The organism is Glycocaulis albus, from assembly GCF_014639075.1.
Lineage (GTDB): Bacteria > Pseudomonadota > Alphaproteobacteria > Caulobacterales > Maricaulaceae > Glycocaulis > Glycocaulis albus.
The window spans coordinates 167,028-191,476 of the sequence record NZ_BMFS01000006.1; the positions used below are offsets into that span (position 1 = coordinate 167,028).

General features: G+C 64.8%; 17 protein-coding genes. 7 read left to right on the forward strand and 10 right to left on the reverse strand.

The annotated features are described in order from the left end of the window. Nucleotides 1-5 precede the first annotated feature (5 nt). Together IEV75_RS08220 and IEV75_RS08225 are read right to left on the reverse strand one after the other, a co-directional pair. The gene (locus IEV75_RS08220) at nt 6-1,436 is read right to left on the reverse strand and encodes a M48 family metalloprotease (protein ID WP_188452075.1); all 1,431 of its coding nucleotides are present in this window, start codon (nt 1,434-1,436) and stop codon (nt 6-8) included. A gap of 116 nt (nt 1,437-1,552) precedes the next feature. Further along, nucleotides 1,553-4,186 (reverse strand): Rne/Rng family ribonuclease, encoded by a 2,634-nt coding sequence (locus tag IEV75_RS08225; RefSeq protein WP_188452076.1) that lies wholly within the window; start codon nt 4,184-4,186, stop codon nt 1,553-1,555. Nucleotides 4,187-4,751: 565 nt separating this feature from the next. On the opposite strand from IEV75_RS08225, the gene IEV75_RS08230 reads away from it, so the two are divergent. From IEV75_RS08230 to prfB, 3 genes are all read left to right on the forward strand, one after another. Next, nucleotides 4,752-6,011, forward strand: a complete 1,260-nt coding sequence (locus tag IEV75_RS08230) for an N-acetylmuramoyl-L-alanine amidase (RefSeq protein WP_188452077.1) — start codon at nt 4,752-4,754, stop codon at nt 6,009-6,011. Between the two features lie 124 nt (nt 6,012-6,135). Further along, a complete protein-coding gene (locus IEV75_RS08235) occupies nt 6,136-8,619 on the forward strand; it encodes a penicillin-binding protein 1A (protein WP_188452078.1) in 2,484 nt (827 codons plus the stop codon). A 105-nt stretch (nt 8,620-8,724) separates the two neighbouring features. Beyond that, nucleotides 8,725-9,841, forward strand: a protein-coding gene (gene prfB / locus IEV75_RS08240; RefSeq protein WP_188452079.1) for a peptide chain release factor 2 whose coding sequence is annotated in 2 segments (ribosomal slippage) — nt 8,725-8,793 and nt 8,795-9,841 — 1,116 coding nt in all. Because the reading frame shifts where the segments join, the coding sequence is not laid out codon by codon here. Between the two features lie 94 nt (nt 9,842-9,935). On the opposite strand, the gene IEV75_RS08245 is transcribed toward prfB, so the two are convergent. From IEV75_RS08245 to bcp, 4 genes are all read right to left on the reverse strand, one after another. Further along, entirely contained in the window at nt 9,936-10,415 is a 480-nt protein-coding gene (locus IEV75_RS08245; protein ID WP_217978946.1) for a bactofilin family protein, read from the reverse strand. Nucleotides 10,416-10,473: 58 nt separating this feature from the next. Continuing rightward, on the reverse strand, nt 10,474-11,706 hold the full coding sequence (locus IEV75_RS08250; RefSeq protein ID WP_188452081.1) for a M23 family metallopeptidase: 1,233 nt from the start codon (nt 11,704-11,706) through the stop codon (nt 10,474-10,476). 160 nt (nt 11,707-11,866) lie between these two features. Then, complete coding sequence (locus IEV75_RS08255) at nt 11,867-12,685, reverse strand: ferritin-like domain-containing protein (RefSeq protein WP_233351800.1); 819 nt, start codon at nt 12,683-12,685, stop codon at nt 11,867-11,869. Then, the gene (bcp, locus tag IEV75_RS08260) at nt 12,682-13,152 is read right to left on the reverse strand and encodes a thioredoxin-dependent thiol peroxidase (RefSeq protein WP_188452083.1); all 471 of its coding nucleotides are present in this window, start codon (nt 13,150-13,152) and stop codon (nt 12,682-12,684) included. Before bcp ends, IEV75_RS08255 begins: the two co-directional genes overlap by 4 nt. Nucleotides 13,153-13,254: 102 nt before the next feature. On the opposite strand from bcp, the gene IEV75_RS08265 reads away from it, so the two are divergent. After that, nucleotides 13,255-16,665, forward strand: coding sequence for a YhdP family protein (locus IEV75_RS08265; protein ID WP_188452084.1), 3,411 nt, complete (start codon nt 13,255-13,257; stop codon nt 16,663-16,665). Nucleotides 16,666-16,690: 25 nt separating this feature from the next. Here the strand turns inward: IEV75_RS08265 and IEV75_RS13915 are convergent, their stop codons facing one another. Both IEV75_RS13915 and IEV75_RS08275 read right to left on the reverse strand, forming a co-directional pair. Further along, a complete protein-coding gene (locus tag IEV75_RS13915; protein ID WP_233351801.1) occupies nt 16,691-17,200 on the reverse strand; it encodes a hypothetical protein in 510 nt (169 codons plus the stop codon). A gap of 106 nt (nt 17,201-17,306) precedes the next feature. Then, the gene (locus IEV75_RS08275; protein ID WP_188452085.1) at nt 17,307-18,329 is read right to left on the reverse strand and encodes an AraC family transcriptional regulator; all 1,023 of its coding nucleotides are present in this window, start codon (nt 18,327-18,329) and stop codon (nt 17,307-17,309) included. Between the two features lie 186 nt (nt 18,330-18,515). Here IEV75_RS08275 and leuB point away from each other — a divergent pair, with 186 nt between their 5' ends. Beyond that, nucleotides 18,516-19,598, forward strand: coding sequence for a 3-isopropylmalate dehydrogenase (gene leuB, locus IEV75_RS08280; RefSeq protein ID WP_233351802.1), 1,083 nt, complete (start codon nt 18,516-18,518; stop codon nt 19,596-19,598). On the opposite strand, the gene hutC is transcribed toward leuB, so the two are convergent. Then, entirely contained in the window at nt 19,590-20,273 is a 684-nt protein-coding gene (gene hutC, locus IEV75_RS08285) for a histidine utilization transcriptional repressor HutC (protein WP_217978941.1), read from the reverse strand. The two genes, leuB and hutC, sit on opposite strands and share 9 nt — an antisense overlap. A 20-nt stretch (nt 20,274-20,293) precedes the next feature. Next, nucleotides 20,294-21,661, reverse strand: a complete 1,368-nt coding sequence (locus IEV75_RS08290; RefSeq protein WP_188452088.1) for a formimidoylglutamate deiminase — start codon at nt 21,659-21,661, stop codon at nt 20,294-20,296. A 37-nt stretch (nt 21,662-21,698) separates the two neighbouring features. Between IEV75_RS08290 and hutI the strand changes: the two genes are divergently transcribed. Together hutI and hutH are read left to right on the forward strand one after the other, a co-directional pair. After that, nucleotides 21,699-22,928, forward strand: coding sequence for an imidazolonepropionase (gene hutI, locus IEV75_RS08295; protein WP_188452089.1), 1,230 nt, complete (start codon nt 21,699-21,701; stop codon nt 22,926-22,928). Continuing rightward, complete coding sequence (gene hutH, locus IEV75_RS08300) at nt 22,922-24,439, forward strand: histidine ammonia-lyase (protein WP_188452090.1); 1,518 nt, start codon at nt 22,922-22,924, stop codon at nt 24,437-24,439. The genes hutI and hutH overlap by 7 nt, the downstream gene beginning before the upstream one ends. The last annotated feature ends 10 nt before the right edge of the window (nt 24,440-24,449 follow it).

Genomic DNA, 24,449 nt, shown 5'->3' on the forward strand with positions numbered 1-24,449 from the left:
GGAGGTCAGTAAGGTACCGGGCTTGCCAGTGGCTGGCGCCGTTCGCGTTCGGCCCTGTTCCACTCGCGGATTTCCTGGGGTGTCGGTTCGGCGACGGCAATCAGCTCGCTGGCACGCACCCATGCCGGTGTACCGCCTTCGAGCTCGTCGCGGGCACGGCTGGCAAACACGAAAGCCTGCATGTTGTTGCCGGAAGCAAAATAGCGCTCTGCTGTCGCGAGCTGGGCCATGGCGGTTTCGCCGCGCGCCTCATGTGCGAGCGCCAGCTGGAACCATGCCCAGCTATTCTCGTTTTCGCGCGCGAGTGCGAAGCGCAGATGGGAGATGGCCTCGTCCAGCGCTTCGTCCTCATTCGTCCCGATAAGGGAAGCGGCAAGGTTCACGCGCAGAAGCGGCGCATCGGGCATCAGCTCCACTGACCGGCGGTGCGGGGCGACGGAATCGTCGATGCGCCCGCTTTCATAGAGCATCTGTCCTTCCAGCTCGTGGAAAAACGGATTCTCCGGCTCCATCTCGATCAGCTCCGCCAGCCGCTCGCGGGCCTGTTCCAGACGCCCTTGCCGGAAATAGGCGACCGCGCGGGCATAGCGCGCTTCGATACTGGTATTGCTTTCAGGATAGCGCTGGAAGACCTGGGCGGGTGCCACCGTGAAGCCGATGATCTTGGCCTGAATCCGGCGCAGTTCGGCGATCTCCTCCGGGCTGTCTTCCACGTCCCGGTAGGGCGAGGCTTCCACCCGGCGCCGCATGGCATCGATGCGCTGGGAGGACAAAGGGTGGGAGCGGAAATACTCGTACCGCCGCGCCTCGCTCATGACTTCCTGATAGCGGAAGCGCTCGAACGTGGTCACCAGGCCGCGCGGGGACTGGCCGGTCCGCTCCAGAAAGGTGATGGCTGCCTGATCCGCAGCGGCTTCCTGCGTGCGGGTATAGCGCAACATGTCGAGGGTCGCGAATTGCGGCGCGGAGGCCATGATAGCGGCTCCGCCTGCACCGGCGCCGGCCATGGCCGCAACGATACCCAGCCCCAGCGTCGCAATCATGGTGGCCATGGCGCCGCGCGTGCCATCACCAAAACGCACCAGGTGCGCACCCTCGATATGCGCGAGTTCGTGGGCCATGACGGCCTTGATCTCGTTGGGCGTCTCGGCAATCACGATCGTGCCGGTATGCATGAACACGTTCTGACCGCGCGTCACGAAGGCGTTGAACTCGTTATGTCCGATCAGATAAAGCCCCACCGAATCGCGGTTGAGGCCGGCCGCCTCGAGCAGCGGATCGGTATACGCCTGCATGACCGCTTCGATCTCGGTATCGCGGATCAGGCTGACACCCTGGGCCTGGGCGGGCGCGGCCGGTAGCACGGCCATCGCCGCACTGGCGGCGAACGCGGTGGCCGAAGCACAGCATTTTCTCAGGCGGGCAATAATCGTCATGGAGAGAAGGCCTCCGATCCTGCTTCCACCCCTGCTTGATACCAAACGATAGCCTTTTCATGGCAGAAGTGCAGCCCGTCAGTGCAATTGGACTGGCGGGCCGCACACTGCACGTATCAGGAGCCCAGCCCGAACAGCTTGCCGGAGCGCTGCCACCAGCCCGAACGCTTCGGCCCGGTGTTTTCGTTCGTCTCTACCGGTTCGGCAGGCGTTTCGGGGGCCGGTTCGGCTTTCTTCGCACGCGGCTTGCGCGCGGGTTTGGCGGGTTTTTCCTCAGCCGTTTCGGCAGCAGGTGCTGCGGCCTCACCGGCAGCGCCATCTTCAGCCTTTGCGGTCTTGCCGGCGGCTGCCTTGCGGGTGCGCCTGGGTTTTGGCTTTTCGTCCTTGCCGTCCTTGCCGTCCTCGGGCGGTGCAGCCTGCGTGGCCTCTTCTGCCGGCTGGGTGCCGGCGGCCTCGGCTTTCTTGCGGCGTGTCCGCTTTGGCTTGGGTGTCTCTTCAGCTGCCGCCGGCTCGCTGGACGTTGCCTCAGGCGCCGGTGCGGCGCCTTCAGCTGCTGCCGGAGTGTCCGTCACGGCCTGCTTGCGGCGGCGGGACGGGCGCGGGCGGGCAGCCGGCGCCTCGCCCGATCCGAAGGCTTCGCTGTCACCGGGCTCGATAACCGAGAGACCGGGAATATCGGCGTTGCCGGCTGCATCGTCAGCGCCGGTTTCCTGTCCGGATGCGGCGGCCTGGTCGCTGCGCGCCTCGCCATCACCGCGCCGGCGGCGCCCGCGGCCGCCACGGCGTCCCCGGCGGCGGCGCTTGCGCCCGCCTTCATCATCGCCGGTTTCGGCGCGGGCGGGTGCTGGCTGGCCGCCATCATTCTGCGTCTCGGCGCTTTCTTCCTCGGCGGCATCTGCTGCGCTGCTGTCCTGCCCGGCTGCGTCAGTGCGGCTTTCGCCGTCACCGCGATTGCGGCCACCCCGGCGCCTGCGCTTGCGGCCCCGGCGTTCGTCGCCCTGGCCTTCCTCGCGCGGACGCTCGTCTGCGGCGTCATCCTCTTCTTGCGCGTCCTCTTCCCTTGCGGCGCGCAGATCGGCTTCATCCTCAGGCGTGAGGACAGCGGATTCGACCGTCAGCGGCTTGGGAATGTAGGGGCCGCGATCGCCATCTTTACGCGTTTCAAGCCGTTCAATGCGCGACGCGTCGCGCTTGAGGTCGATGTCGGTCGCGATGAGGACGCGCATGTCGAAGCGCTGTTCGACCGCACGCAGATACTCGCGCTTTTCATTAAGCAGATAGAGGGCCACCTCGTTGGGCAGGTGCAGCGCGATCTTCGATGCGCGGCCCTTGAGCCCTTCCTCCTCCACGCTGCGCACGGCGGCCAGCGCGCTGGATTCAACGCTGCGCAGATAGCCAATACCGTTGCAGTGCGGGCAAGGCTCGGTCGAGCCTTCTACCAGGCTGGTGCGGCGGCGCTGGCGCGATATCTCCATCAGGCCGAATTGCGAGATTTTCGACGTCTGGATACGGGCCCGGTCCTTGGCGAGCACGTCTTTCATCTTCTTCTCGACGGCGCGGACGTTCTTGGAGTCCTCCATGTCGATGAAGTCGATAATGATGAGACCGGCCAGGTCGCGCAGACGCATCTGGCGGGCCGCTTCCTCGGCGGCTTCCAGATTGGTACGCAGAGCCGTCTGCTCGATATTGCGTTCCTTGGTCGACTTGCCCGAGTTCACGTCGATGGCGACCAGCGCTTCTGTCGGGTTGATGACCAGATAGCCACCCGATTTGAGTTGCGCGACCGGCGAGTAGATCGCCTCAAGCTGGCTTTCCACGCCGTGGCGCAGGAAAAGCGGCATGTCGTCGGTATAGGGCTGCACCTTGGTGGCATGGCTGGGCATCAGCATGCGCATGAAGCCCTTGGCTTCCTTGTAGGCTTCATCGCCTTCTACCAGGACGTGTTCGATATCCTTGTCGTAGAGGTCACGGATGGCGCGTTTGACGAGGTTGCCTTCCTCATAGATCAGCGACGGCGCGACCGATTTCAGCGTGGTTTCGCGGATCGTCTCCCACAGGCGGATCAGATAGTCGTAGTCGCGCTTGATCTCCAGCTTGGTGCGGGCCGCGCCTGCGGTGCGGATGATCAACCCCATGCCGCGTGGCAGGTCCAGCGACTGAACAGCGCTTTTCAGGCGCTTGCGGTCGGTGGCGCTGGTGATCTTGCGCGAAATCCCGCCCCCGCGATCGGTATTGGGCATCAGCACGCAATAGCGCCCGGCAAGGCTGAGATAGGTGGTGAGCGCCGCGCCTTTATTACCGCGCTCTTCCTTGGATACCTGCACCAGCATGACCTGGCGGCGCTTGATGACTTCCTGGATCTTGTATTTGCGCAGCAGATTGCGCCGCTTGCGGGCAATCTCCTCCATCAGGTCCTCGTCGTCATCGGCGTCATCGCCGTTGTCGCCCTCGGTGTCGGCGGTCAGCTCGGCTTCCGCTTCGCGCAGGGCCTGACGATCCTCGAACGGGATCTGATAATAGTCGGGATGAATCTCGTTGAAGGCCAGGAAGCCATGCTTGTTGCCGCCATATTCAACGAAGGCGGCCTGAAGCGAGGGTTCTACGCGGGTGACCTGGGCGAGATAGATATTGCCGCGAATGGGGCTGCGGGAGGCCGACTCAAAGTCGAAATCCTCAACGCGGTTGGAATCCACAATGACCACCCGGGTTTCTTCCGGGTGGGAGGCATCGATCAGCATTTTGCGGGACATAAAGGCGTGCTCCGGTGCGCGCGCCAGCACGAATCGCCCGGCCCGTGAGGGCCAGGGCGGACAGCTGGGCGCTGAGTTGGGAGCGCAAGGGCGGCGTCGCTTCAAAAAGGGGTGAAGAGAAAGCACGCGCCTGGCGCATGTTCAAGGTTCCTTGTCGGCCTGTCCGGCAACCCCCGCAGGCGGGGGAAACACGCGGAACAGGCCGCTTTGACTGGTCTGGGGCGCGTGCGCGCAGAACCGGATAAGCGGCCCGCGGCGTCTGCCCGGTAAATCTTTGCTGCCCCGTTGGACCGCTGCGAAAGCCGTTGGCGCGTTGCCAGACCTCCTGCCGCGCGGGGCGAGGTAGTGAAGCGTGTCAGGCACCGGCAATGCCGGACTGGCTGACAGCGTTATCAACACCGGAGCACACCATGCACCATTCACTCCGGGATGAAAAGCAAGCTTATCCGTGCTAGCCATCGAATATCGTTACGCTCTGGTAACCGAATCGAAACCGGGGCGGGTTATTCTCTGTATGAGACCTGTGTTCAAGCAGGCCGGATGAGGGTGTACGATACAGAGGGTGATGGCGGTGGCGATAATCAAGCGACTTTCGGGCCTCAAGGCTTGCATGGCGGCGCTGCTGGCGATGGCCGCTGGCGGTCTGGCCCATGCAAACGAGATCATCGCCGTGCGCTTCGGTGTCCATGACACCCATACCCGCATTGTCATCGAGACCCGCTCCGAGATGGAGTTCCGCGCCTTTGCATCGGGCGAGGTGACGCCGCGCCTGATCGTCGATATTCCCGGTGCAGGCTGGGCGGTAGGCGGTCTGGATGGCGGGCAGGGGCAGGGCCACGGGCTTGCCGGACGCTTCCGCTTCGAACCGGCCGCGCAGACGCCGCGCCTGATCTTCGACCTGACCGAAAGTGCGCAGGTGCGCGAGAGTTTCACCCTTCCCCCCGGCGATGGAGGCCATCGCATCGTCATCGATATCGAGCCTGCGCCTGCCGCCCTGGTGACGGCCAGCTCCGGCTTTGACGTGGCTGACCACACGCTTACCCAATATCTCGCGGAGCGGGTGCAGGTGTCCTACGTGCCGCCGCGCTGCGAGCGGCCCCGCATTGTGATTGATCCGGGCCATGGCGGACGCGATCCCGGTGCGCCGGGGCGCTTTGGCAGTGTCTCGGAGTCCCATCTGGCACTGGCGGCAGGTCTTGCGCTGCGTGACATTCTCAATGCGCGCGGGCGCTATGAGGTGATCATGACGCGTGACCGCGACATTTTCCTTGAGCTTGACGAGCGCATTCAAGTGGCCCGCCGGGCACAGGCAGACCTGTTCATCTCGCTGCATGCCGATGCAGCGCCCAACAGCGCAACCGGCCCGCGCGGGGCTGCGGTCTATACGCTGTCGGATTCGGGTACGAACCGGGCGCGCAACCGTGCGCGCCAGGATGGCGAATGGCTTCAGACGAGCGCGGTGCGGACCGAGCAGGTCAACAACCTGCTGCTCGAAATGTCGCTGCAGGAAAAGCGTAACCAGTCGCTGATCTTTGCGGCCTCCATTCTGGAAGCCTCCTCCTCGATCACGCCCCTGTTCCGCCGGGAACCGCTGGAGCGGGGCTTCTGGGTGCTGCTTGATTCCCAGATCCCGGCCGTGCTGTTCGAGATGGGGTTCATGACCAACCCCGACGACTCGCGCAATCTGAACACGCCCGCCTACCGCCAGCGCCTGATGACGGCCGTGGCTGATTCCATCGATAGCTATTTTGCGGTGTGCAACAGTTCCGGAGCGGTACGTACGGCCGCTGCGGGCAGCAATGCCGGTGGTCCGGCACTGCGCTAGCCTGCCGGCCTGAAACCGGCTTGGACGGATAGGACTGATCACGCCATAATGCCGCCCCAGTGAGGGGCAAGGTCTGCTGCTGCGGCCAGGCAGGCAGGCGGCATCGACTGGACAGGCGAAATTCATGGCAGTTTTCAGTGTGAGAAATCTCGGCAAGCTGGCCCTGTGGGCAGGCTCAACAATCGCCATTATCGGCATTGTCGCCCTGGTGTCGGTGTCGATCTATGTCGTTCAGGTCACCCAGGACCTGCCCGATTACGAGCAGCTGGCCGAATACGAACCGCCGATCATGAGCCGGATGCATGCCGGTGACGGGCTGCTGATCGCCGAATATGCGTTCGAGCGGCGTGTGTTCGTGCCGATAGAGGCCATCCCCCCGCACGTAGTGGAGGCATTTCTGGCGGCGGAAGATGCCAATTTCTACGATCATGGCGGCATTGATCTGACAGGGCTGCTGCGGGCCGCGATTGCCAATGTCGGCAACATGCTCAACGGCCGGCGTCTCGAGGGCGGATCGACGATCACCCAGCAGGTGGCGAAGAACTTCCTGCTCTCGTCCGAACAACGCATTGCCCGCAAGGTTCAGGAAATGGTGCTGGCCATGCGCATGGAGCGCGCCTTCACCAAGGACCGCATTCTGGAGCTTTATCTGAACGAGATTTTCCTCGGCAATCGCGCCTATGGCGTGGCGGCGGCTGCGCTGAACTATTTCGACAGCTCGCTGGACGAGCTGGAACTGCACGAGATCGCCTATCTCGCCGCGCTGCCCAAGGCGCCCAACAATTATCATCCCGAACGTCACCCGGAGGCGGCCATCGGCCGGCGCAACTATGTGCTCGCCCGCATGCATGCCAACGGCTTCATCACCGAGGCCGAGATGCGTGAGGCGCAGGCCCAGCCGCTGGAAACGGTGAGCCGGCTGCAGGGCGAGACCTATCTGGCGGCGGAATACTTCGTCGAGGAAGTGCGCCGCGAGCTGTTCAACATGTATGGCGAGGAGCAGCTGTATTCCGGCGGCCTGTCGGTGCGCACCTCCCTGAACACGCGCGCCCAGCTGGCTGCGCGCTCGGCACTGCGTGCCGGGCTGGTGGAGTATGACCGGCGCTATGGCTATCGCGGCCCGCTCGCCACGCTGGAGAATTTTGACGCCTGGCCGGATCAGCTCGCCGAAATCGAGTTGCCGCGCGATCTGGACGAAGGCTGGACGCATGCGGTGGTGCTGGAAGTGCGCGACAATGATGTCTTGATCGGCATGGCTGACCGGGTCCGAGGCACGATTCCGCTTTCCGAGCTGAGATGGGCGCGCACGCCCTCGCGCCGCTCATCGGACAATTTCCCGGTCCTCGGACCGGCCGTTCAGCGCCCATCCGATGTGCTGGAGCTGGGCGATGTGGTGCTCGTCGAGCGTCTGTCCGAAGAGGGCGAGGAGTACGGCCTGCGCCAGGTGCCCGAAATCAATGGCGCGGTGATGGCGCTGGATCCCTATACGGGCCGCGTACTGGCCATGATCGGTGGCTATTCCTTCCAGCAAAGCCAGTTCAACCGGGCCACGCAGGCGCGGCGTCAGCCGGGGTCTTCCTTCAAGCCCTTCGTCTATGCGGCGGCGCTGGATAATGGCTTTACCCCCGCCAGCATCATTCTGGATGCGCCGTTCGCGGCTACTGGCGGCGGGGATAACCGGTTCTACCGGCCATCCAACTATTCCGACCAGTTCTATGGCCCCTCGACCATGCGCCTTGGCCTTGAGCTGTCGCGCAATGTGATGACGGTCCGGCTGGCACAGGATACCGGCATGCAGCCGATCGCCGAATATGCCGAGCGCTTCGGCATCTATGACCGGATGGACCCGGTGCTCTCCATGTCGCTGGGTGCTGGCGAGACCACGCTGTGGCGGCTGATGAGCGCCTATGGCGCGCTGGTCAATGGCGGGCGGCGGGTGACGCCGACCCTGATCGACCGGGTGCAGGACCGCACCGGCCAGACCATCTATCTGCATGACCAGCGCGAGTGTGTGGCGTGCGATGCAGAGGAATGGCGGGACGGGCTGGCCGAGCCTGAGCTGGCAGAGCTGGGTGAAGAGGTTGTCGATCCGGTTACGGCCTATCAGGTCGTATCCATGCTGGAAGGCGCCGTGCGCCGCGGAACCGGCAGCGCGCTTAATGCGCTCGGCCGTCCGGTGGCTGGCAAGACCGGCACGACCAATGAATTCCGCGACGCCTGGTTTGTCGGCTTTACGCCCGATCTCGTGGTTGGCGTCTATGTCGGCTTTGACACACCTGTGCCGCTGGGCTCGGGCGAGGCCGGCGGACGGGCTGCGGCGCCGATTGCCCGCGATACCTTTGCGCCCATACTGGAAGAGTACCCGGTCGCACCTTTCCGCGTGCCTGAAGGCGTGCGCCTGGTGCCGATTGATGCGCGGTCTGGTGAACCGTCCGTGCTCGGCCGTGCAGGTGTGATCCTCGAGGCGTTCCGGCCCGGAACCGAGCCGGTGCGCGGGGCCAGCCGCGAGGAAGAGACGCTGAGTTTCGGTTCGGGCCGCCTGCGCGAAGGCGAGCGGGACGACAGCGAAACGGAAGAAGCGGCGGAAAGTCTGGACGGAATCTACTAGCCATCACAGCTTCGGGCCTTGCCGGGCGTGGCCAGTTTGGCTAAGCGCCAGTATCCAGGTTCTTCCGGGCCCGGGTGCCTGCCGTAAAGCGAAACGAGTACAATCATGCGCGCTGATATTGCGTCCTTCAAAACCTCCATCGAGCAGTCGCTGGAACTGCTAAGGAGGCGTCTTTGACTGGGATCAGGCCGAAGCACGCCTTGATGAGCTGAACGCGCGCGCCGAGGCGCCGGACTTCTGGAATGACGCGGCCAGGGCGCAAAGCCTGATGCGTGAGCGTAATGCGCTCGACCAGCAAATGACGAATGTGCGCGAGATCGAGACCGAGCTCGCCGATACGCTGGAGCTGGCCGAACTCGCCGATGCCGAAGGCGATGAGGAGCTCTTCGAGGATGCGCAAGGGGCCCTCAAGGCGCTGAAGGAGCGGGCAGGGCGCGCAGAACTGGAAGCCCTTTTGTCGGGCGAAGCCGACAGCAATGACTGCTATGTCGAGATCCACCCCGGCGCGGGCGGTACCGAGGCGCAGGACTGGGCTGCCATGCTGACGCGCATGTACACCCGCTGGGCCAATGCGTCCGGTTACAAGGTAGAGGTGATCGAGGAGCAGGCAGGCGAGGAAGCCGGCCTGAAATCGGCGACCCTGCTGATCAAGGGTGATAACGCCTATGGCTGGCTGAAGACCGAGGCCGGTGTACACCGGCTGGTGCGTATCTCGCCCTATGACAGCTCCGGGCGCCGCCACACCAGCTTTGCCAGCGTCTGGGCCTATCCGCTGATCGATGACACGATCGAGATCGAGATACTCGACAAGGATGTGCGCACCGACACGTTCCGCGCGTCAGGCGCGGGTGGCCAGCACGTCAACAAGACCGACAGCGCCATTCGTCTGACCCACGAGCCGACGGGCATCGTGGTGCAGTGCCAGGCTGACCGCTCCCAGCACAAGAACCGCGAAACCGCGTGGAACATGCTGCGTGCACGCCTGTATGAGCTGGAGCTGCAGAAGCGCGAGGCCGCGGCGCAAGCGGAAGCTGATGCCAAAACCGATATCGGCTGGGGGCACCAGATACGCTCCTACGTCCTGCAGCCCTACCAGATGGTCAAGGATTTGCGCACCAGCGTCGAAACTTCCGACACGCAAGGCGTGCTGGACGGCGATCTGGACCAGTTCATGGCAGCGGCGCTGGCCGCGCGTGTGGGCGGCGAGGCCGAGGCGCAATAAGCCAGGCGGGCAGGTGGCAATCCCGGCAACAGAACAAAAAAAAGGGCGGCTCATCAGAGCCGCCCTTTCTCATTATCACGTGTGACCTGCTGACCTACGCCTTGGAGGCAAACGGGTCACTATTGGCGGCGGCGGCAGGGCGAGGTGCCGAGGCTGCCGCTGCGGAGCTGGGCGGTGCAGGCGGCATGGAGGCCGCTGCTTTCGGCTTGTCCTGCGCGATGGTGTCCGAACTGGCCGATTTCTTGTCGGCGAGCGGATCGGAAGAGCGGCGGCAATGGCCATCGAAGTACGCGCCGCTTTCAACCGCCAGCGTGGCGTGGACGATGTCGCCCTCGATGCGGGCGGTGGCAGCGAGCTGCACCTGACGGGCACGGACCGAGCCTTCGACGCGGCCACGTACGACCACGCTTTCAGCGACCACTTCGCCCTTTACCGTGGCTTCCTCTCCGATGCTCAGCGATCCGGCGCGGACATCGCCTTCAACGATACCATCGAGCTGAACCTCGCCTTCGGAGGAAATGGAGCCCGTGATCGTCAGATCAGCGCTGAGAATAGAGGGAGCTTTCGATTTCATGGCGGACCTTTTGGCTGGGGGCGGCGGGCTTCCCGTTTCCGGGGCGGGGGAGTCCTTTTTATTGAACATAATGTCCTGCTCTCAAGAAACGCTCAGGGTCCAGGTGGTTACCCCTGAACCAGACTTCGTAGTGAAGATGCGTTGCTGTCGAACGCCCGGTCGTGCCCATTCCCCCGAGGCGCTGGCCTGCTTCCACCACATCACCGCGGCGAACGTCGATCGTGTGCAGGTGCGCATAGCGCGTCCTGAACCCGTAGCCATGATCGATCTCCACGGTTCTACCATAGCCCGAGCGCCAGCCTGCGTAAACGACGCTGCCCGCTGCGCCAGCAGTAATCGGTGTACCGCGTGCACCTGCGAAGTCGCGCCCGGTATGGAATGCGGGGCGGCGGGTGAAGGGGTCGATGCGCGAGCCATAGGGGCTGGTATCGCGGTAGGGGCCAGATACCGGCAGGTTCAGCGGCGTGGCCGACAGGGCCCGCTCCAGCTCTTCCAGCTCGACGAGGCGCGATGCGATGCGCGCCACCCGCGCGTTGAACGGATCGGACAGATCAAGCCCTTCGCCCATCAGCGCAGCATTGTCGAGCGCGACGAAAGGTCCGCCCGTACCGCCATCTCCCGACCGGCCTTCGCGCACCACTTCCTCCAGCCGCAGCCCCGTAAGCCGCAGGACGGCGCGCAGATTCTCCAGCCGCGCTTCGGCCGACTCTTCAGCCTGTGCCAGCGCGTCTTCCTGGTCTGTCATCAGGCTGGCGACGCGTTCTTCGGCGGGGCTGCCATCGCCTTCGTGGGCGGCGGTACGGATCAGGGATTCACGCGGCGCCGCATCTGCAGTGCTGGCGGCCATGAGGATGCGGCCATTATCGAGGCTGGGGCTGAGCTGGCGTTCGCCAATCTGCAGGTCTTCGGCAAAGTCAAGCAGGCGGCGGACCGTGTCGTGACGCACCTGGAACTCGCCGGCTGTCCGGTCAAACGCATCACTGCGCGATTCCAGGAAGGCGATGGCCGCAGCCTCTGCCGCACGCGCTTCTTCAAGCTGCGCCTGATATGCCGTTATGGTTTCGTTGAATCTGGCAGAGCGGATCATGTCCGTCCGGCTCTCCAGGATCATGTTCACAGTGGAGATGGTCAGCCAGATGGCAAGGCCGCACGCGACCGCCAACGCTCCCACCTGCATCTCTGTGGTCACGGCGAAGTATCGCACCTGACCATCACTGCGATGGTATATCTGCCGGTCCGGGAAGCGTTGCTTGATCAGCTCCCATGGGCCGGCGAGAAGACGTTTCACCATGCGCTCCCGCCCGGTTTTTCGTTGAAATCCCGCCTCGAAGGCGAAACACTCGCACAGGAATGTGACGGTTTTCAACCAGTTCCGTGCAATCTGATGCAACCTTCGGGCCGCATTCGCGTTAGGCGCAGTTAAATCTTTTTTAATTCAGTGCTTTAACTGCTCATTGCGGAAGCAGTGGCTCGTAGAAGTCTGGCTCGAGTCCCGCTTCGGCGCGGGCAATTGCGTTAACGGGCAGCTTCAATCCACCGGGGAATCGTTCCCGGACAAGGCGGTGGAAGGTCTCGCGCGGACACTGCCCGCGGCTGGCGCAGACATGGTCCAGCCAGCGGCGGCCGGCGGCGACGTGGCCGATCTCCTCATTGTAGATCGTGGTAAGTATTTCGGCGCTGGGTCTGTCACCGGCGGACACAAGGCGATCGATCATGCCCGGTGTCACGTCCAGTCCGCGCGCTTCCAGCACCAGCGGGGCGATGGCAAGGCGCGCGGCGATATCGTCCGATGTCGCCATCGCCGCCGACCAGAGCCCGTCATGGGCGTCCAGATCCCCATAGGCCGCTCCCAGCTCAGACAGACGGCCGCTGACCATCTGGAAATGGCGTGCCTCGTCATCGCCGACCCCGATCCAGTCGGTGAGGAAGGCATGGCGGGCGGTGGCATCCAGCTCGGCTGAACCGCCAAACCGGACCGCCATGTCAAAGGCGAGGTCGATGGCATTGAACTCGATATGGGCGACAGCATGCAGCAGGGCCGTCCGCCCCGCCTCGCTGGTCAGGCGCCGCCGCGGAACCCTGGCCGGCGGCACCAGGCGCGGCCGGTCAGGCCGGGCAGGGCGGTCCGGTAGGCTGCCGTGCCAGTCCGGGTCATACGCCAGCGCGCCATCGCGCCAGGCTGACGCGGTCTTGCGTGCGCGCCGTGCCTTGGCCACTGGCTCAGCCGTTTGCAGGACCGCGATGGCGGCGTCCTGGAGTGACCGTGTCACGAGCCGGATTTCACCGTTTCCAGCACCTCGTCGACATGGCCAGGCACCTTCACCTTGCGCCATACAGCTTTCAGCTTGCCGTCGGGGCCGATCAGGAAGGTGGAGCGTTCAATGCCCCAATAGGTCTTCCCGTACATCTGCTTTTCTTTCCAGACACCATAGCGCTCGGTAACGTCGCCCTCGGCGTCAGAGGCCAGTATCACGGTAAGTTCATGCTTGGCGCGGAACTTGCCATGCTTGGCAGCGGTATCTTTCGATACACCGATAACAACTGCACCTGCCGCCTCGAACTCGTCAATTTTGCCGCTAAACCCGATAGCTTCTTTCGTGCATCCCGGAGTGTCATCTTTCGGGTAGAAAAAGAGAACCACGTTCTTGCCCCTGAAGTCAGACAGCGAAACCTTGCCGGCACTGTCGGTGGGCATCGAGAAATCGGGGGCCTTATCGCCGGGATTCAAAGTGCTCAAGAGTTTACTCCCTGATTTGCTGAAAGGTGTTCGGCATGGTTCCCGGCAAGATGTGGGTGCCAGGCTGTTCGCGTCCAGTGCTCCGCTGACATACAGGTCTCCGTGCTAGTCCGAAGCGCCCGCCTTTTCCTGATCTACACGCTGGAGGCAATTGCCGTCCTGATGGCGCTCGCCATCTTCGCGGCTGCCGCCCTGCTGTGGCGTCTCGCCAGCGGGCCTGTGGATGTGGATGCGGTTGTCGCCGGATTGCGCCCGGCCATAGCCACGGCGCTGGGCGGGGAAGAGGCCCGCTATGGCCGCGCCAGCGTCCGCTATGCGCCGGACAGCCGGGCACTTGTGGTGGACATGCGCCAGCTGGAAGTTGACGGGGCTGATGGCCAGGTGCTGGCCACTGCCGAGCAGGTGGAGCTGGCGCTGGCACTCGACCAGCTTGTGATCGGACGCATCCGTCCGGTGGAGATCAATGCCGTGGGCGGCGTGTTCACGGTGCGCCGCGATGCGGCCGGCGTGGTCAGCGCATCGCTGGGCGGGCGCACGGCACATGCTGATGCTGCAGGCAATGAGGGCGCTGCGGGCGCGGTTCTCGGCCGGTTGCAGCGCGCGCGTATCAGTGGCGCAGAACTGCGCGTCGAGGATATGATAAGCGGGCTGTCGGTGCGGTTTGCCGATGCGGAGCTGGAGCTTGAGCGCGCGGGCCGCGCCTTGCAGGTTTCGGCCCGCGCGGGCCTTCTCGCGCCTGCAGGCCCGGTACCGGTAACGGTCGAGCTCGAGACGGGCGCCAATTTCGAAGCCATGTTTCTGGCCTTCTCCGCCCAAGGCCTCGTTCCCGCAACGCTGGGCAATCTTCAGGGCGGATGGGGGCGGCTTGGTGCCTTCGATCTGCCGCTTGATGTCGATCTGGTGCTCGATGCCAGCCGGACGGACGGGCTGCGCGCAGTGGAGCTGCGCCTTGATGCCGGCAACGGCGTGTTCCGCAGCGCCGATGGCGCGCTTCCCATAGCATCCGGACATGTCAGCGCATCACTGGATGCTGCCGGCGGCGAGCTTGAGCTTCGCGCGCTGGAGTTCGACAGCGAGCGTTTGCGGCTGGACGCTTCCGGCCGGCTTTACGGATTTGCCGGCTATGACAATCTGCTGCCCTCGCGCGCCCGCTACGAGCTGGAGCTGGGCGAGGGGGCGCTGGTGCTTCCCGATACGCTTCCCGGCCCGTTTGCCTGGTCGCGCGGTACGTTCTCGGGCCGGCTGGACACACAATCGCCAGAGCTCTTCATCGATAGCGCGGAGGCCGAGTTTCTCGATATCATTGCGCGCTTCTCCGGCCGTCTGGGGCTGGACGAAACGGTTGAGGGCCGCAGGCCTGCCATCCGCATCGAAGGTGCTGTTGACGGCGTTGTGCGCAAGAATGCCGTTCTGGCTCTGTGGCCGGTGGATTTTGCCCTGGGCGGACGGGACTGGGTCGAGGCCAACATACTGGCTGGCGAGGCGCGCAATCTGCGCGCCGATATCGATATCCCTGCCGAGGCGTTCAATGCCGGGATGCTGGACGATGAGGATCTGATGGTCAGCTTCGATTTCAGCAATGCCACGGCGCGCTATATCTCCACCATGACCCCGCTGACCGGGCTTTCCGGATCGGCGGTGGTGCGTGGCAACTCGCTCAGCCTGACGGGCCGGTCAGGGCAGATCGATGCGCTGGAGATCGATACGGTCACCGTCGACATTCCGCGCTTCAATCCGCGTGGAGCCCCCGCCCGGTTTGGCGGGGAGGGACGGGGGGCACTGCCTGGCCTTGTGGCTTTGCTCGACCAGCCTCCGCTGAACCTTGCCAGTGATTACGGGTTTGATCCGGCGACGCTGGAGGGCGAGGGCGCGGTGCGCTTCGAAATCACCCGTCCGATGCTGCGCAACGTTCCCTACGAGGATATAGGCTTCGATGTCTCGGGCCGGTTCACGGGTGTGGCTGCGCCGGCCGGGCTGGGCGATGTCCGCATCGCAGACGGTGATATCTCCTTTCAGGCCGATAGCGCTGGGCTGGAAGCCAGCGGCAATGTGCGCATCGGCCGCTCCCAGGCCCGCATGGAATGGCGTGAGCGTTTCCAGGTCCCGGAAGGTGAGCTGGGTACGCGCGTGCGTATCGTGTCGAACGCCGATGCGCGCGATCTGGATCTGGCCGGGATACCGGCGCGCGGCATTATTGACGGCCAGATCGGCCTCGATGCGACGTTCACGGGCAACGGGTTTGATTTTTCCCGATATGTGGTGATGGGCGACCTGACCGATGCGGCCCTTATATTGCCGGAAAATTTGTGGACCAAGCCGCGCGGCACTCCCGCGGCGCTGGAGATGATTGCCGGGCGCTCGTCCACGGGCGGGCTGGATATCAGCCGGCTGGCGGTTCTGGGCGATGATGTGGACATACGCGGGCAGGCGGAGCTTGCGGCGGACGGGCTTTTGCTCAGTGCGGCATTTGAACGGGTGATTGTGGGCGGGCGGTCCGACCTGTCGATCAGCGCTGGCCGGCCGGACGGCAGCGATGGGGCGCTCGATATCCGTATCTCGGGCCGTTTTCTTGATGCAAGCGACCTGATTGCCAACCTTGTGTCGGGCGGGCTGTTCAGCGGGGAGGGGGCTGGCGCCATCTCCCTGGTGGCCGATATTGACACGGTACAGGCCGGGCGGGTGCGCTACGGCGCCGTGGGTCTCGCCCTGGAAGCAGATGCGCTCGGCCTGCAGCGGCTGAACCTTCAGGCCGCACTGCCACGCGGGCAGGTTTCGCTGGCCGTTGCGCCGCAGCCGGACGGCATGCGGCTTCTGTCGGCCAGCAGCGCGGATGCCGGTGCGGTCCTCAGTACGCTGGGCGGGTTCGGCACGATTACGGGCGGAACGATGGAGCTTGAGGGGGTACTGCCGCCGGCGGGCATGCCGGGCGGCGTTCAGGGACGCCTTCTGGCAAGCGGCTTCCGGCTGGAACAAATGCCGCTTCTGGCCCGCATTCTGGCCGCCGGCTCACTGGAAGGCCTCGGCAGCCTGTTTTCCGGCCAGGGTATCGATTTTGAGCGTCTGGAAGTGGAGTACGCCTTTGCCAACGGCCTGCTGGAAATGCGTGAGGGGCGCGTGGCGGGCCCGTCACTGGGTCTGACATGGACCGGGGTGGTCGATACTGCTGGCGAGCGGATGAATGTGTCGGGCACCATCCTGCCCTCCTACGGGCTGAATTCGGTGCTCGGCAATCTGCCGGTCGTGGGCGAATTGCTGACCTCGCGCCGGGGCGAAGGCGTTGTCGGCGTGACGTTTACGGTCGAGGGCCAGTTCGACGCCACGCGCGTGACCGCCAATCCCCTGTCGGCGCTGGCGCCCGGCGTATTCCGGCGCATGTTCGAAGGCACGTCCGCCTTGCGGGAACTGGACGCGCTGGAAGCCCGCCGCCGCGAGGAGGCGGCAGCTGCGCCAGTCGATGAGACCATGGCGCCAGCGGAGGCGGCGCAGGAGGGAGAGGGCGGCGAGCAACGCTAGGAAGCCCGCCGCAACCGGCTGTTTGTCAGCCCCGCTCCTCGAGCATCATCGCCCAGCCGCTGCCGAGCTCTGCGGCCAGCCAGTTGAGAAATTCTTCCTGCAGCGCATCACCTTCCGCAAAGGTCGGCCCGAAGCGGTTTTCCAGACGCAGGAGGATCGCATCATTTTCAAACGTATCGCTGGAGAACTCCAGCGGAATGCTGGCAGCGTGATATATCTCCACCAGCAGATTGCCCGCACACCCGGCATCGCCGCCTTCCCCGAACAGGTTCAGCGTGACCAGGATGCGCCAGTCATGATGGTCCTCGCCGCGTATCCAGTTGATCTCGTAGTGATCAAGACTGCCCAGAACGACATCAAAGACGCCTTGTCCATCAATCCGGCAGCCTTCGCTCATATCGCCCAGAATGTTCACCGGCACTTCGTCGGCACGCAGAATGTCCAGCGCCGGCCGCTGCCCTTCAGGCACCAGCTGCGCCATGGCGGGCATGGTGGCGGCTGCTGCAAGGCTGGCGGCAGCAATGAATGAACGCATGGTTTCCTCCCTGATCGGCCTTGCGCGCGATGTTAGGAGGCGATCAGGAGGCCATGAAACCCGAAAAAACTGGATATGCGTCTCTGGTGCTTGTCCGTGCGTCTCATCAGCCGATGGACGCGATCCACGCCTCGTAGGAGCGGTCGGGCCCGTCAGGTGCAACAGGGACCATGGCGTTCAGCGCCTGACGTGCGCGCACATCGCTCGCCGTCACACCAAATCTGGAGCGGAACACACGCGCGAAGTGGGATGGATCGGTAAAGCCCCACTGATCGGCGATATTGGCAACCGGACGATGGGTGTTGGCGGGTGAAACCAGCTCGGAAAAGCACCGGCGCAGGCGCATCTCGCGTATGGTCTCGTTCACGCCGCCAATATCCCTGAAAGCCCGGTACAGCCGCGCGCGCGATACGTTGAGTGCGCTGGCGATCATTTGCGGGGTCAGCTCGCGCACGTGCAGGTTCCGCCCGATTACCATGCGCGCCTTCAGCGCCAGTGAATGGTCGTGCCAGTCCGGCTGATAGTGCCCGGATTCCCCCGATGCGTTGAACGCCATGGCCGCGAGTTCGAGCAGCACGGTGGCGCAGGTGGCTTCCTCCGCCTCGCCCAGCGTGGCGCCGCTGCGGTATAGCGAGACGATGTAGTCTGCAAGCAGCTTGCCGGCACCGGTACCGGTATCTGCCGTCACCCCTTGCAGGCTGTCCGGTGTCCTGAGCAAGGCGCTGAGCCGGCGGCGCGGTATGAAGACGTTCAGCAGGTCAAAATCGGTGTTGACGGAGTCGAGCGTGTCAGCGAGGTCGAGCGCGATCAGCTGACCGCGCCTGCCGTTGACCCGGCGTCTGCCTCTGGCCATCTCGACAGAACCGGCGAGGAAGAGCTGGATCATGTAGTGGTCGAGCCCGTCCGTGGCACAACGCGCCGCAGGCCTCGCGAAGCTCTGACCGCCGGCGGTGCACCGGTTGAGCACAATCCCGTCAATGATGAGGCTTTCGACACGCGCGTGAAAGGCACGTCCCTGCGGCGCGCCCTCGCGGCTCACCTCATAGATGACGCCGACGCTTTCGCGCCAGGCCTCGAACCGGGCCTCTGGCGGCGCCGAGCTCGTGCAGAATACCGATGTGTTGACCACGCCCCCTCCGTCAGTGCCGTGCGCCGTCCCTCTGGCGGGCAGATGATGCGGATGCCGGGAGTGTCGGGGAATAGGCCGGTCAAGTCAAAGGCTTGGCTGAAGCGATGCAGCAGGCGCAATGCTGCGCTTGCGAAATCCGGCGCGGTCGCGCAGGTTTGGATGTGGATCACGTCAAGCGAGTATTCCATGAAGATTCTGCTCTTGCCCGGTGACGGGATTGGCCCTGAGGTGCTGGCTGAGGTCAGGCGCGTTATTGACGCGCTCAACGCCCATCATGGGCTTGGCCTGAGCGTGGAGAACGGCGACATAGGCGGGGCTTCGCTGGACCGGCACGGCACGCCGCTGGCACCGCACGTCCTTGAAATGGCCAAAGCCAGCGACGCGGTGCTGATGGGCGCTGTGGGCGGGCCGAAATGGCAAAGCGTGTCTTACGAATTGCGTCCCGAACAGGGGCTTCTCAATCTGCGCAAAGGGCTGGGCCTCTATGCCAATCTGCGCCCGGCATTGTGCTTCCCGGCGCTGGCCGACGCGTCCACGCTTAAGCGCGACGTGATCGACGGCCTCGACATTCTTTTCGTGCGCGAGCTGATCGGCGGGGTGTATTTCGGCGAGCCGCGCGGCATCGAAACACTGCCCGACGGCACGAAGCGCGGCTTCAACACGCAAAGCTATACCACGCCCGAGATCGAGCGCGTGGCGCGCATGGCCTTTGATCTGGCCCGCCAGCGCGAAGGGCGGGTGTGTTCGGTGGAAAAGGCCAATGTGATGGAATCCGGGCTGCTCTGGCGCGAGACCGTCACGGCGCTGCACAAGCGTGAATTTTCCGATGTCGCGCTGTCGCACATGTATGCCGACAACTGCGCGATGCAGCTGGTGCGCGACCCGCGCCAGTTCGACGTGATCCTGACCGACAATCTGTTCGGCGATATCCTGTCCGATGCGGCGGCGATGCTAACGGGGTCGCTGGGCATGCTGCCGTCCGCCGCGCTGGGCGAGCCGGGCATGCCGGGCCTTTACGAGCCGATCCACGGCTCGGCGCCGGATATCGCGGGCAAGTGTATTGCCAATCCGTGCGCGGCCATCCTCAGCCTTGCCATGGCGCTGCGCCACCAGCTGGGCCGGCCGGACCTGGCAGACCTGACCGAAAAGGCCGTGAGTCATGTGCTCGATTCTGGCTACCGCACGGGCGATTTGCTGGGCGGTGAGGATACCCGCCTTGTCGGCACTGAAGGCATGGGCCGCGCGATTGCCGAGCGGCTTTCAGCCTAGCGTCGTGGTGAGGCGATAGCCCGGCGCATAGGTCAGCGTGACCGCCGTGACGGCGGCGTCATCGGTACGCGTGATGCGCTCCACCGCAAAGACGGCATTGCCGCGCGCGCAGCCCAGCCGGGAGGCGAGGGCGGTGTCGGCCTTGCGGGCCTGAAAGCTTAGCTCACCGCCCGTAAAGGGCACATTGCGCACCAGCCATTCATTGGCGCTGGAGGCCGTGAAGTCCGCGCGCTTTTGTGGCACCAGAACCGGGTTAAGCCAGCGGTCCTCGAGGCAGAAGGGCCGCTTCCCCGCGCTGTGCAGGGCGATCACGCGCCGCCAGCGCGTGCCGGGCGGCTGGTCCAGCAGCGCGGCGAGGTCCTCGGGCAGGCGCTCCATCCGGTCCACCAGCAGGGCATAGCCATAGCTGGCACCGGACTGCTCCACCTCATGGCGGATGATGGCAATGTCAAAGACCGCGCGGCGCACCGGCGTTTCGGTCACACGCGTGCCGCCCTTGCGCCGCCGGTCGAGATAGCCGGCTTCCGCCAGATCACGCAGCGCCCGGTTTACCGTGGCGCGCGCGCAGCCCAGCTCTTCGGCGATTTCTGCTTCCTTGGGGATCAGCGCGCCCGGCGGCCACTCGCGCGTGCGGATGCGGCGCAGGGCCTCGGCCCGCACGCTTTGCCATGTCACGGACGCGGTAGCCGGGCCGCTCACAGCCGCGTTCCCAGACGCCGGATGGTTTGCCGGTAGCGCTCAGTAATCGCATCGCGGGCGATGTGGCGGCCGCCCCGCACCTGATGGCGGCCAGCGGCCCAGACATCGCTGACCATGCTGTCATCGCCCGCAAATACCCAGCTATCCAGCGCCATATCACCCGAGCGCCCCTCAAGGGTGATATGGGTGGTATCGAGCGCCACCAGGTCCGCCAGCTTGCCCGTGGCGATTACGCCTGCCTTGCGCCCAGCGGCCTGTGCGCCGCCTTTCGCTGCGCCTTCCAGCAGCACGCGCCCGGCGGATTTTTCGCGCGTGGCAAGCGCCGCCCGGCTGCGGTCGCGCAGGCGCTGGGAGTATTCAAGCTGGCGCAATTCCTCAGACAGGGAGATGCGCACATTGCTGTCCGAGCCGACACCGAACCGGCCACCGGCCTCCAGCCATGTCGTGCCGTTAAAAATGCCATCGCCCAGATTGGCCTCCGTGATCGGGCAGAGGCCCGCCACCGCACCGGTGCGGGCGAGGCTGCGTGTCTCCTGATCTGTCATCTGCGTGCAGTGGATGAGGCACCAGCGCGCGTCGACATCGGCATTGGCGAGCAGCCACTCGGCGGGCCGGGCGCCGTAAAACTCCAGCACCTCGTCCACCTCGCCGGTCTGTTCGGCCAGATGCATGTGCAGCGGGGCACTAGGCAAAAGCGCGATGCAGGCGGCCAGCCCCTCGCGGCTGACCGCGCGCAGCGAATGCGCGGAAATGCCAAGTCTTGCGTCGGCGGGCAGGGATTTGAGCGCTTCGCCAGCGGATTCAACAAGGCGCTCAAACCGGCTGATATCATTGCCGAAACGGATCTGACCTGCGCCCAGCGGGCGGCCATCGCATCCGCCCTGCTGGTAGAGCACAGGTAACAGGGTGAGGCCGACACCGGTCGTGGCCGCCGCCGCCGCGATGCGCTGGCTCATCTCGCCCGGATTGTCATAGGGGCGGCCATCGGGGCCGTGATGGAGATAATGGAATTCCACATTGGTGGCGTAACCGGCTTCGAGCATTTCCATCTGCACAAACGCGGCTATGGCCTCCACATCATCAGGGGTCAGGGCATCAAGGAAGGCGTACATCGCCTTGCGCCAGGTCCAGAAATTGTCCGACGGATCGGCGCCGCGCCGCTCGGTCAGGCCTGCCATGGCCCGCTGGAAGGCGTGGGAGTGCAGGTTTGCCGGTGCGGGCAGCAGCATGCCGGTGCGGTAATCGCCGCTCTGAGGGGTAGCGCCCGCCTCTATTGAGGTAATGCGATCGCCATCCAGTACCACGCGTACATCACGCGCCCAGCCGGTTTCCAGAAGTGCTTCGCCCGCGTGAATGACGCTCATGCCCGCTCCGTTGACTCGCATAATAAGTCTATACTTAATGGGCCGGCTCGCAGGAGGAATCAAGGTGGATCACGCCCGCACCCATGTGCTGACCGGCGCCAGGCTCGCCGTCACGGCAGAGCCGGTGAGCGGTGCCGGTGCCATCGTGATTGAGGGCGAGCGGATTGCGTGGACAGGGCCTCAGAGCGATCTGCCGGGCGCGTATTCGAGGGCGCCTTCGCGTGATCTGGAGGGGCGTCTGGTGACGCCAGCACTGATCGACTGCCACACCCATCTCGTCCATGGCGGCAACCGCACACGCGAGTTCGAGCTGCGTCTGGAGGGCGCGAGCTATGAGGAGATCGCGCGGGCAGGGGGCGGCATCGTCTCCACCGTCATGGCGACGCGCGCGGCGAGCGAAGAGCAGCTTCTCGCAGAAGCCCTGCCGCGCCTCGATGCGCTGCTGGCCGAAGGGGTTTCAACGGTTGAGATCAAGTCCGGCTATGGGCTCGATATCGAGACCGAGCTTTCCATGCTGCGCGTAGCGCGTGCGCTGGAGGGCAAACGCCCCGTCACCATCCGCACCAGCTTTCTGGGCGCGCATGCCATACCGGCCGAATACAATGGACACGCGGATGCCTATCTGGACGAAGTCTGCCTGCCCGCCTTGCGCGCCGCGCACGCCGAGGGCCTGGCCGATGCGGTGGACGGGTTTTGCGAGAATATCGCCTTCAACGCGGAGCAGATCGAGCGTGTGTTCGTTGAAGCCAAAGCCCTTGGCCTGCCGGTCAAGCTGCATGCCGAACAGCTCTCGCAGCAGGGCGGCACACAGCTCGCCGCGCGTTATGGCGCGTTTTCGGCCGATCATCTCGAATATGCCGATGATGACGATGCGAAGGCCATGGCGAAGGCCGGCATGGCCGCCGTGCTGCTGCCCGGTGCCTTCTACTTCCTGCGCGAGACCAAGCTGCCGCCCATCGCCGCGTTCAGGGAGCACGGCGTGGCAATGGCGCTGGCAACCGACTGCAATCCGGGTTCCTCGCCGCTGACCTCGCTGCTCCTGACGATGAATATGGGCTGCACCCTGTTCCGCCTGACGCCCGATGAAGCGATGCGCGCCGTGACGGTGAACGCCGCCAGAGCGCTGGGCCTTGAAGACCGGGGCGTTATCGCTCCCGGTAAGCGCGCCGACCTTGCCATCTGGAATGCGGATACGCCAGCGGAGCTTGCCGGGCGTATCGGCTTCAACCCGCTTCACCAACGCATATTCGGAGGCCGCCCATGCTGACGCTCACTCCCGGCGCGGTCCGACTCGCTGATCTGGAACACATCTGGCGCGATGGCCTGCCGGCGCGGCTTGATCCATCGGCGCGTGACGGCATCGAGGCATCAGCCGCCCGTGTGGCGCAGGCAGCGGGCGGCAAGGCGGCGGTCTACGGCGTCAATACCGGCTTTGGAAAGCTGGCTCATGTGAAGATCGCTGCGGGCGATACCCGCACCCTGCAACGCAATCTCATCCTCTCTCATTGCTGCGGCGTGGGTGACGAAACGGACGCGGCAATCGTGCGCCTGATGATGGCGCTGAAGCTTTTGAGCCTGGGGCGCGGCGCGTCCGGCGTGCGCTGGGAGCTGATCGCGCTCATCGAAGCCATGCTGGAGCGCGGCGTCACGCCAATCATTCCTTTGCAGGGCTCGGTCGGCGCGTCGGGTGATCTGGCCCCGCTTGCCCACATGGCGGCGGTCATGATCGGGGAGGGGGAAGCCGTCCATGCGGGCAAGCGCCTGCCGGGCGCGCAGGCATTGGCGGCGGCAGGCCTGAAACCGATTGTGCTGGAAGCCAAGGAGGGTCTGGCCCTCATCAATGGCACGCAGTTTTCCACCGCCATGGCGCTCGCCGGCCTGTTTGATGCGCTGCGCCTGACGGCGAATGCCGTGCTGACCTCCTGCCTCTCCACCGACGCCGCGATGGGCTCCACCGCGCCCTTGCATCCACAGATACATGCGCTGCGCGGTCATCGCGGCCAGATCGAGGTGGCCGAGCACATGCGCGCGCTGATGGAGGGCTCGCAGATACGCGACAGCCATCGTGAGGATGATATCCGCGTGCAGGACCCTTACTGCATACGCTGCCAGCCGCAGGTGGCGGGCGCGGCGCTGGACCTGCTCCGCCAGGCCGGCACGACGCTGGAAACAGAAGCCAATGCCGTCACCGACAATCCGCTGGTGCTGGATGGCGGCATTGTTTCGGGCGGCAATTTCCACGCCGAACCGGTAGCGTTTGCCGCCGACATGATCGCACTGGCAATTGCCGAAATCGGCGCGATTGCGCAGCGCCGTATCGCCCTGCTGGTCGATCCGAACCTCAATCACGATCTGCCGCCTTTCCTGACGCCGGAGCCGGGGCTCAATTCCGGGTTCATGATCGCGGAGGTCACGACCGCCGCGCTCATGAGTGAGAACAAGCATCTGGCCAATCCGTGCTCGACCGATTCCACGCCCACTTCGGCCAATCAGGAAGACCACGTGTCGATGGCGGCGCACGCCGCCGTGCGCCTGATGCGCATGAATGAGAACCTGTCACGCATCCTTGCCGTGGAAGCGATGAGCGCGGCGCAGGGCATTGCGTTCCGCGCGCCCTTGCAGTCCTCGCCTGCGCTTCTCGCGGCGATCGAGGCCTTGCGGGTGCAGGTGCCGGTGTTGGAGGCTGACCGCTATATGGCGGGCGATATCGAACGGGCGGCTGAGCTGGTTCGTTCCGGCGCGCTTATCCGCGCTGCCGGGCTGGAGATCGCGCCATGAACCCGGCCCA

Coding starts and splice junctions, on each gene's coding strand:
- hutI (WP_188452089.1), top strand. CDS start 21,699: ATGGGCCGGCTCGCAGGAGGAATCAAGGTGGATCACGCCCGCACCCAT.
- IEV75_RS13915 (WP_233351801.1), bottom strand. CDS start 17,200: ATGCGTTCATTCATTGCTGCCGCCAGCCTTGCAGCAGCCGCCACCATG.
- IEV75_RS08220 (WP_188452075.1), bottom strand. CDS start 1,436: ATGACGATTATTGCCCGCCTGAGAAAATGCTGTGCTTCGGCCACCGCG.
- IEV75_RS08230 (WP_188452077.1), top strand. CDS start 4,752: ATGGCGGTGGCGATAATCAAGCGACTTTCGGGCCTCAAGGCTTGCATG.
- hutH (WP_188452090.1), top strand. CDS start 22,922: ATGCTGACGCTCACTCCCGGCGCGGTCCGACTCGCTGATCTGGAACAC.
- IEV75_RS08235 (WP_188452078.1), top strand. CDS start 6,136: ATGGCAGTTTTCAGTGTGAGAAATCTCGGCAAGCTGGCCCTGTGGGCA.
- leuB (WP_233351802.1), top strand. CDS start 18,516: ATGAAGATTCTGCTCTTGCCCGGTGACGGGATTGGCCCTGAGGTGCTG.
- IEV75_RS08250 (WP_188452081.1), bottom strand. CDS start 11,706: ATGGTGAAACGTCTTCTCGCCGGCCCATGGGAGCTGATCAAGCAACGC.
- IEV75_RS08290 (WP_188452088.1), bottom strand. CDS start 21,661: ATGAGCGTCATTCACGCGGGCGAAGCACTTCTGGAAACCGGCTGGGCG.
- IEV75_RS08225 (WP_188452076.1), bottom strand. CDS start 4,186: ATGTCCCGCAAAATGCTGATCGATGCCTCCCACCCGGAAGAAACCCGG.
- IEV75_RS08245 (WP_217978946.1), bottom strand. CDS start 10,415: ATGAAATCGAAAGCTCCCTCTATTCTCAGCGCTGATCTGACGATCACG.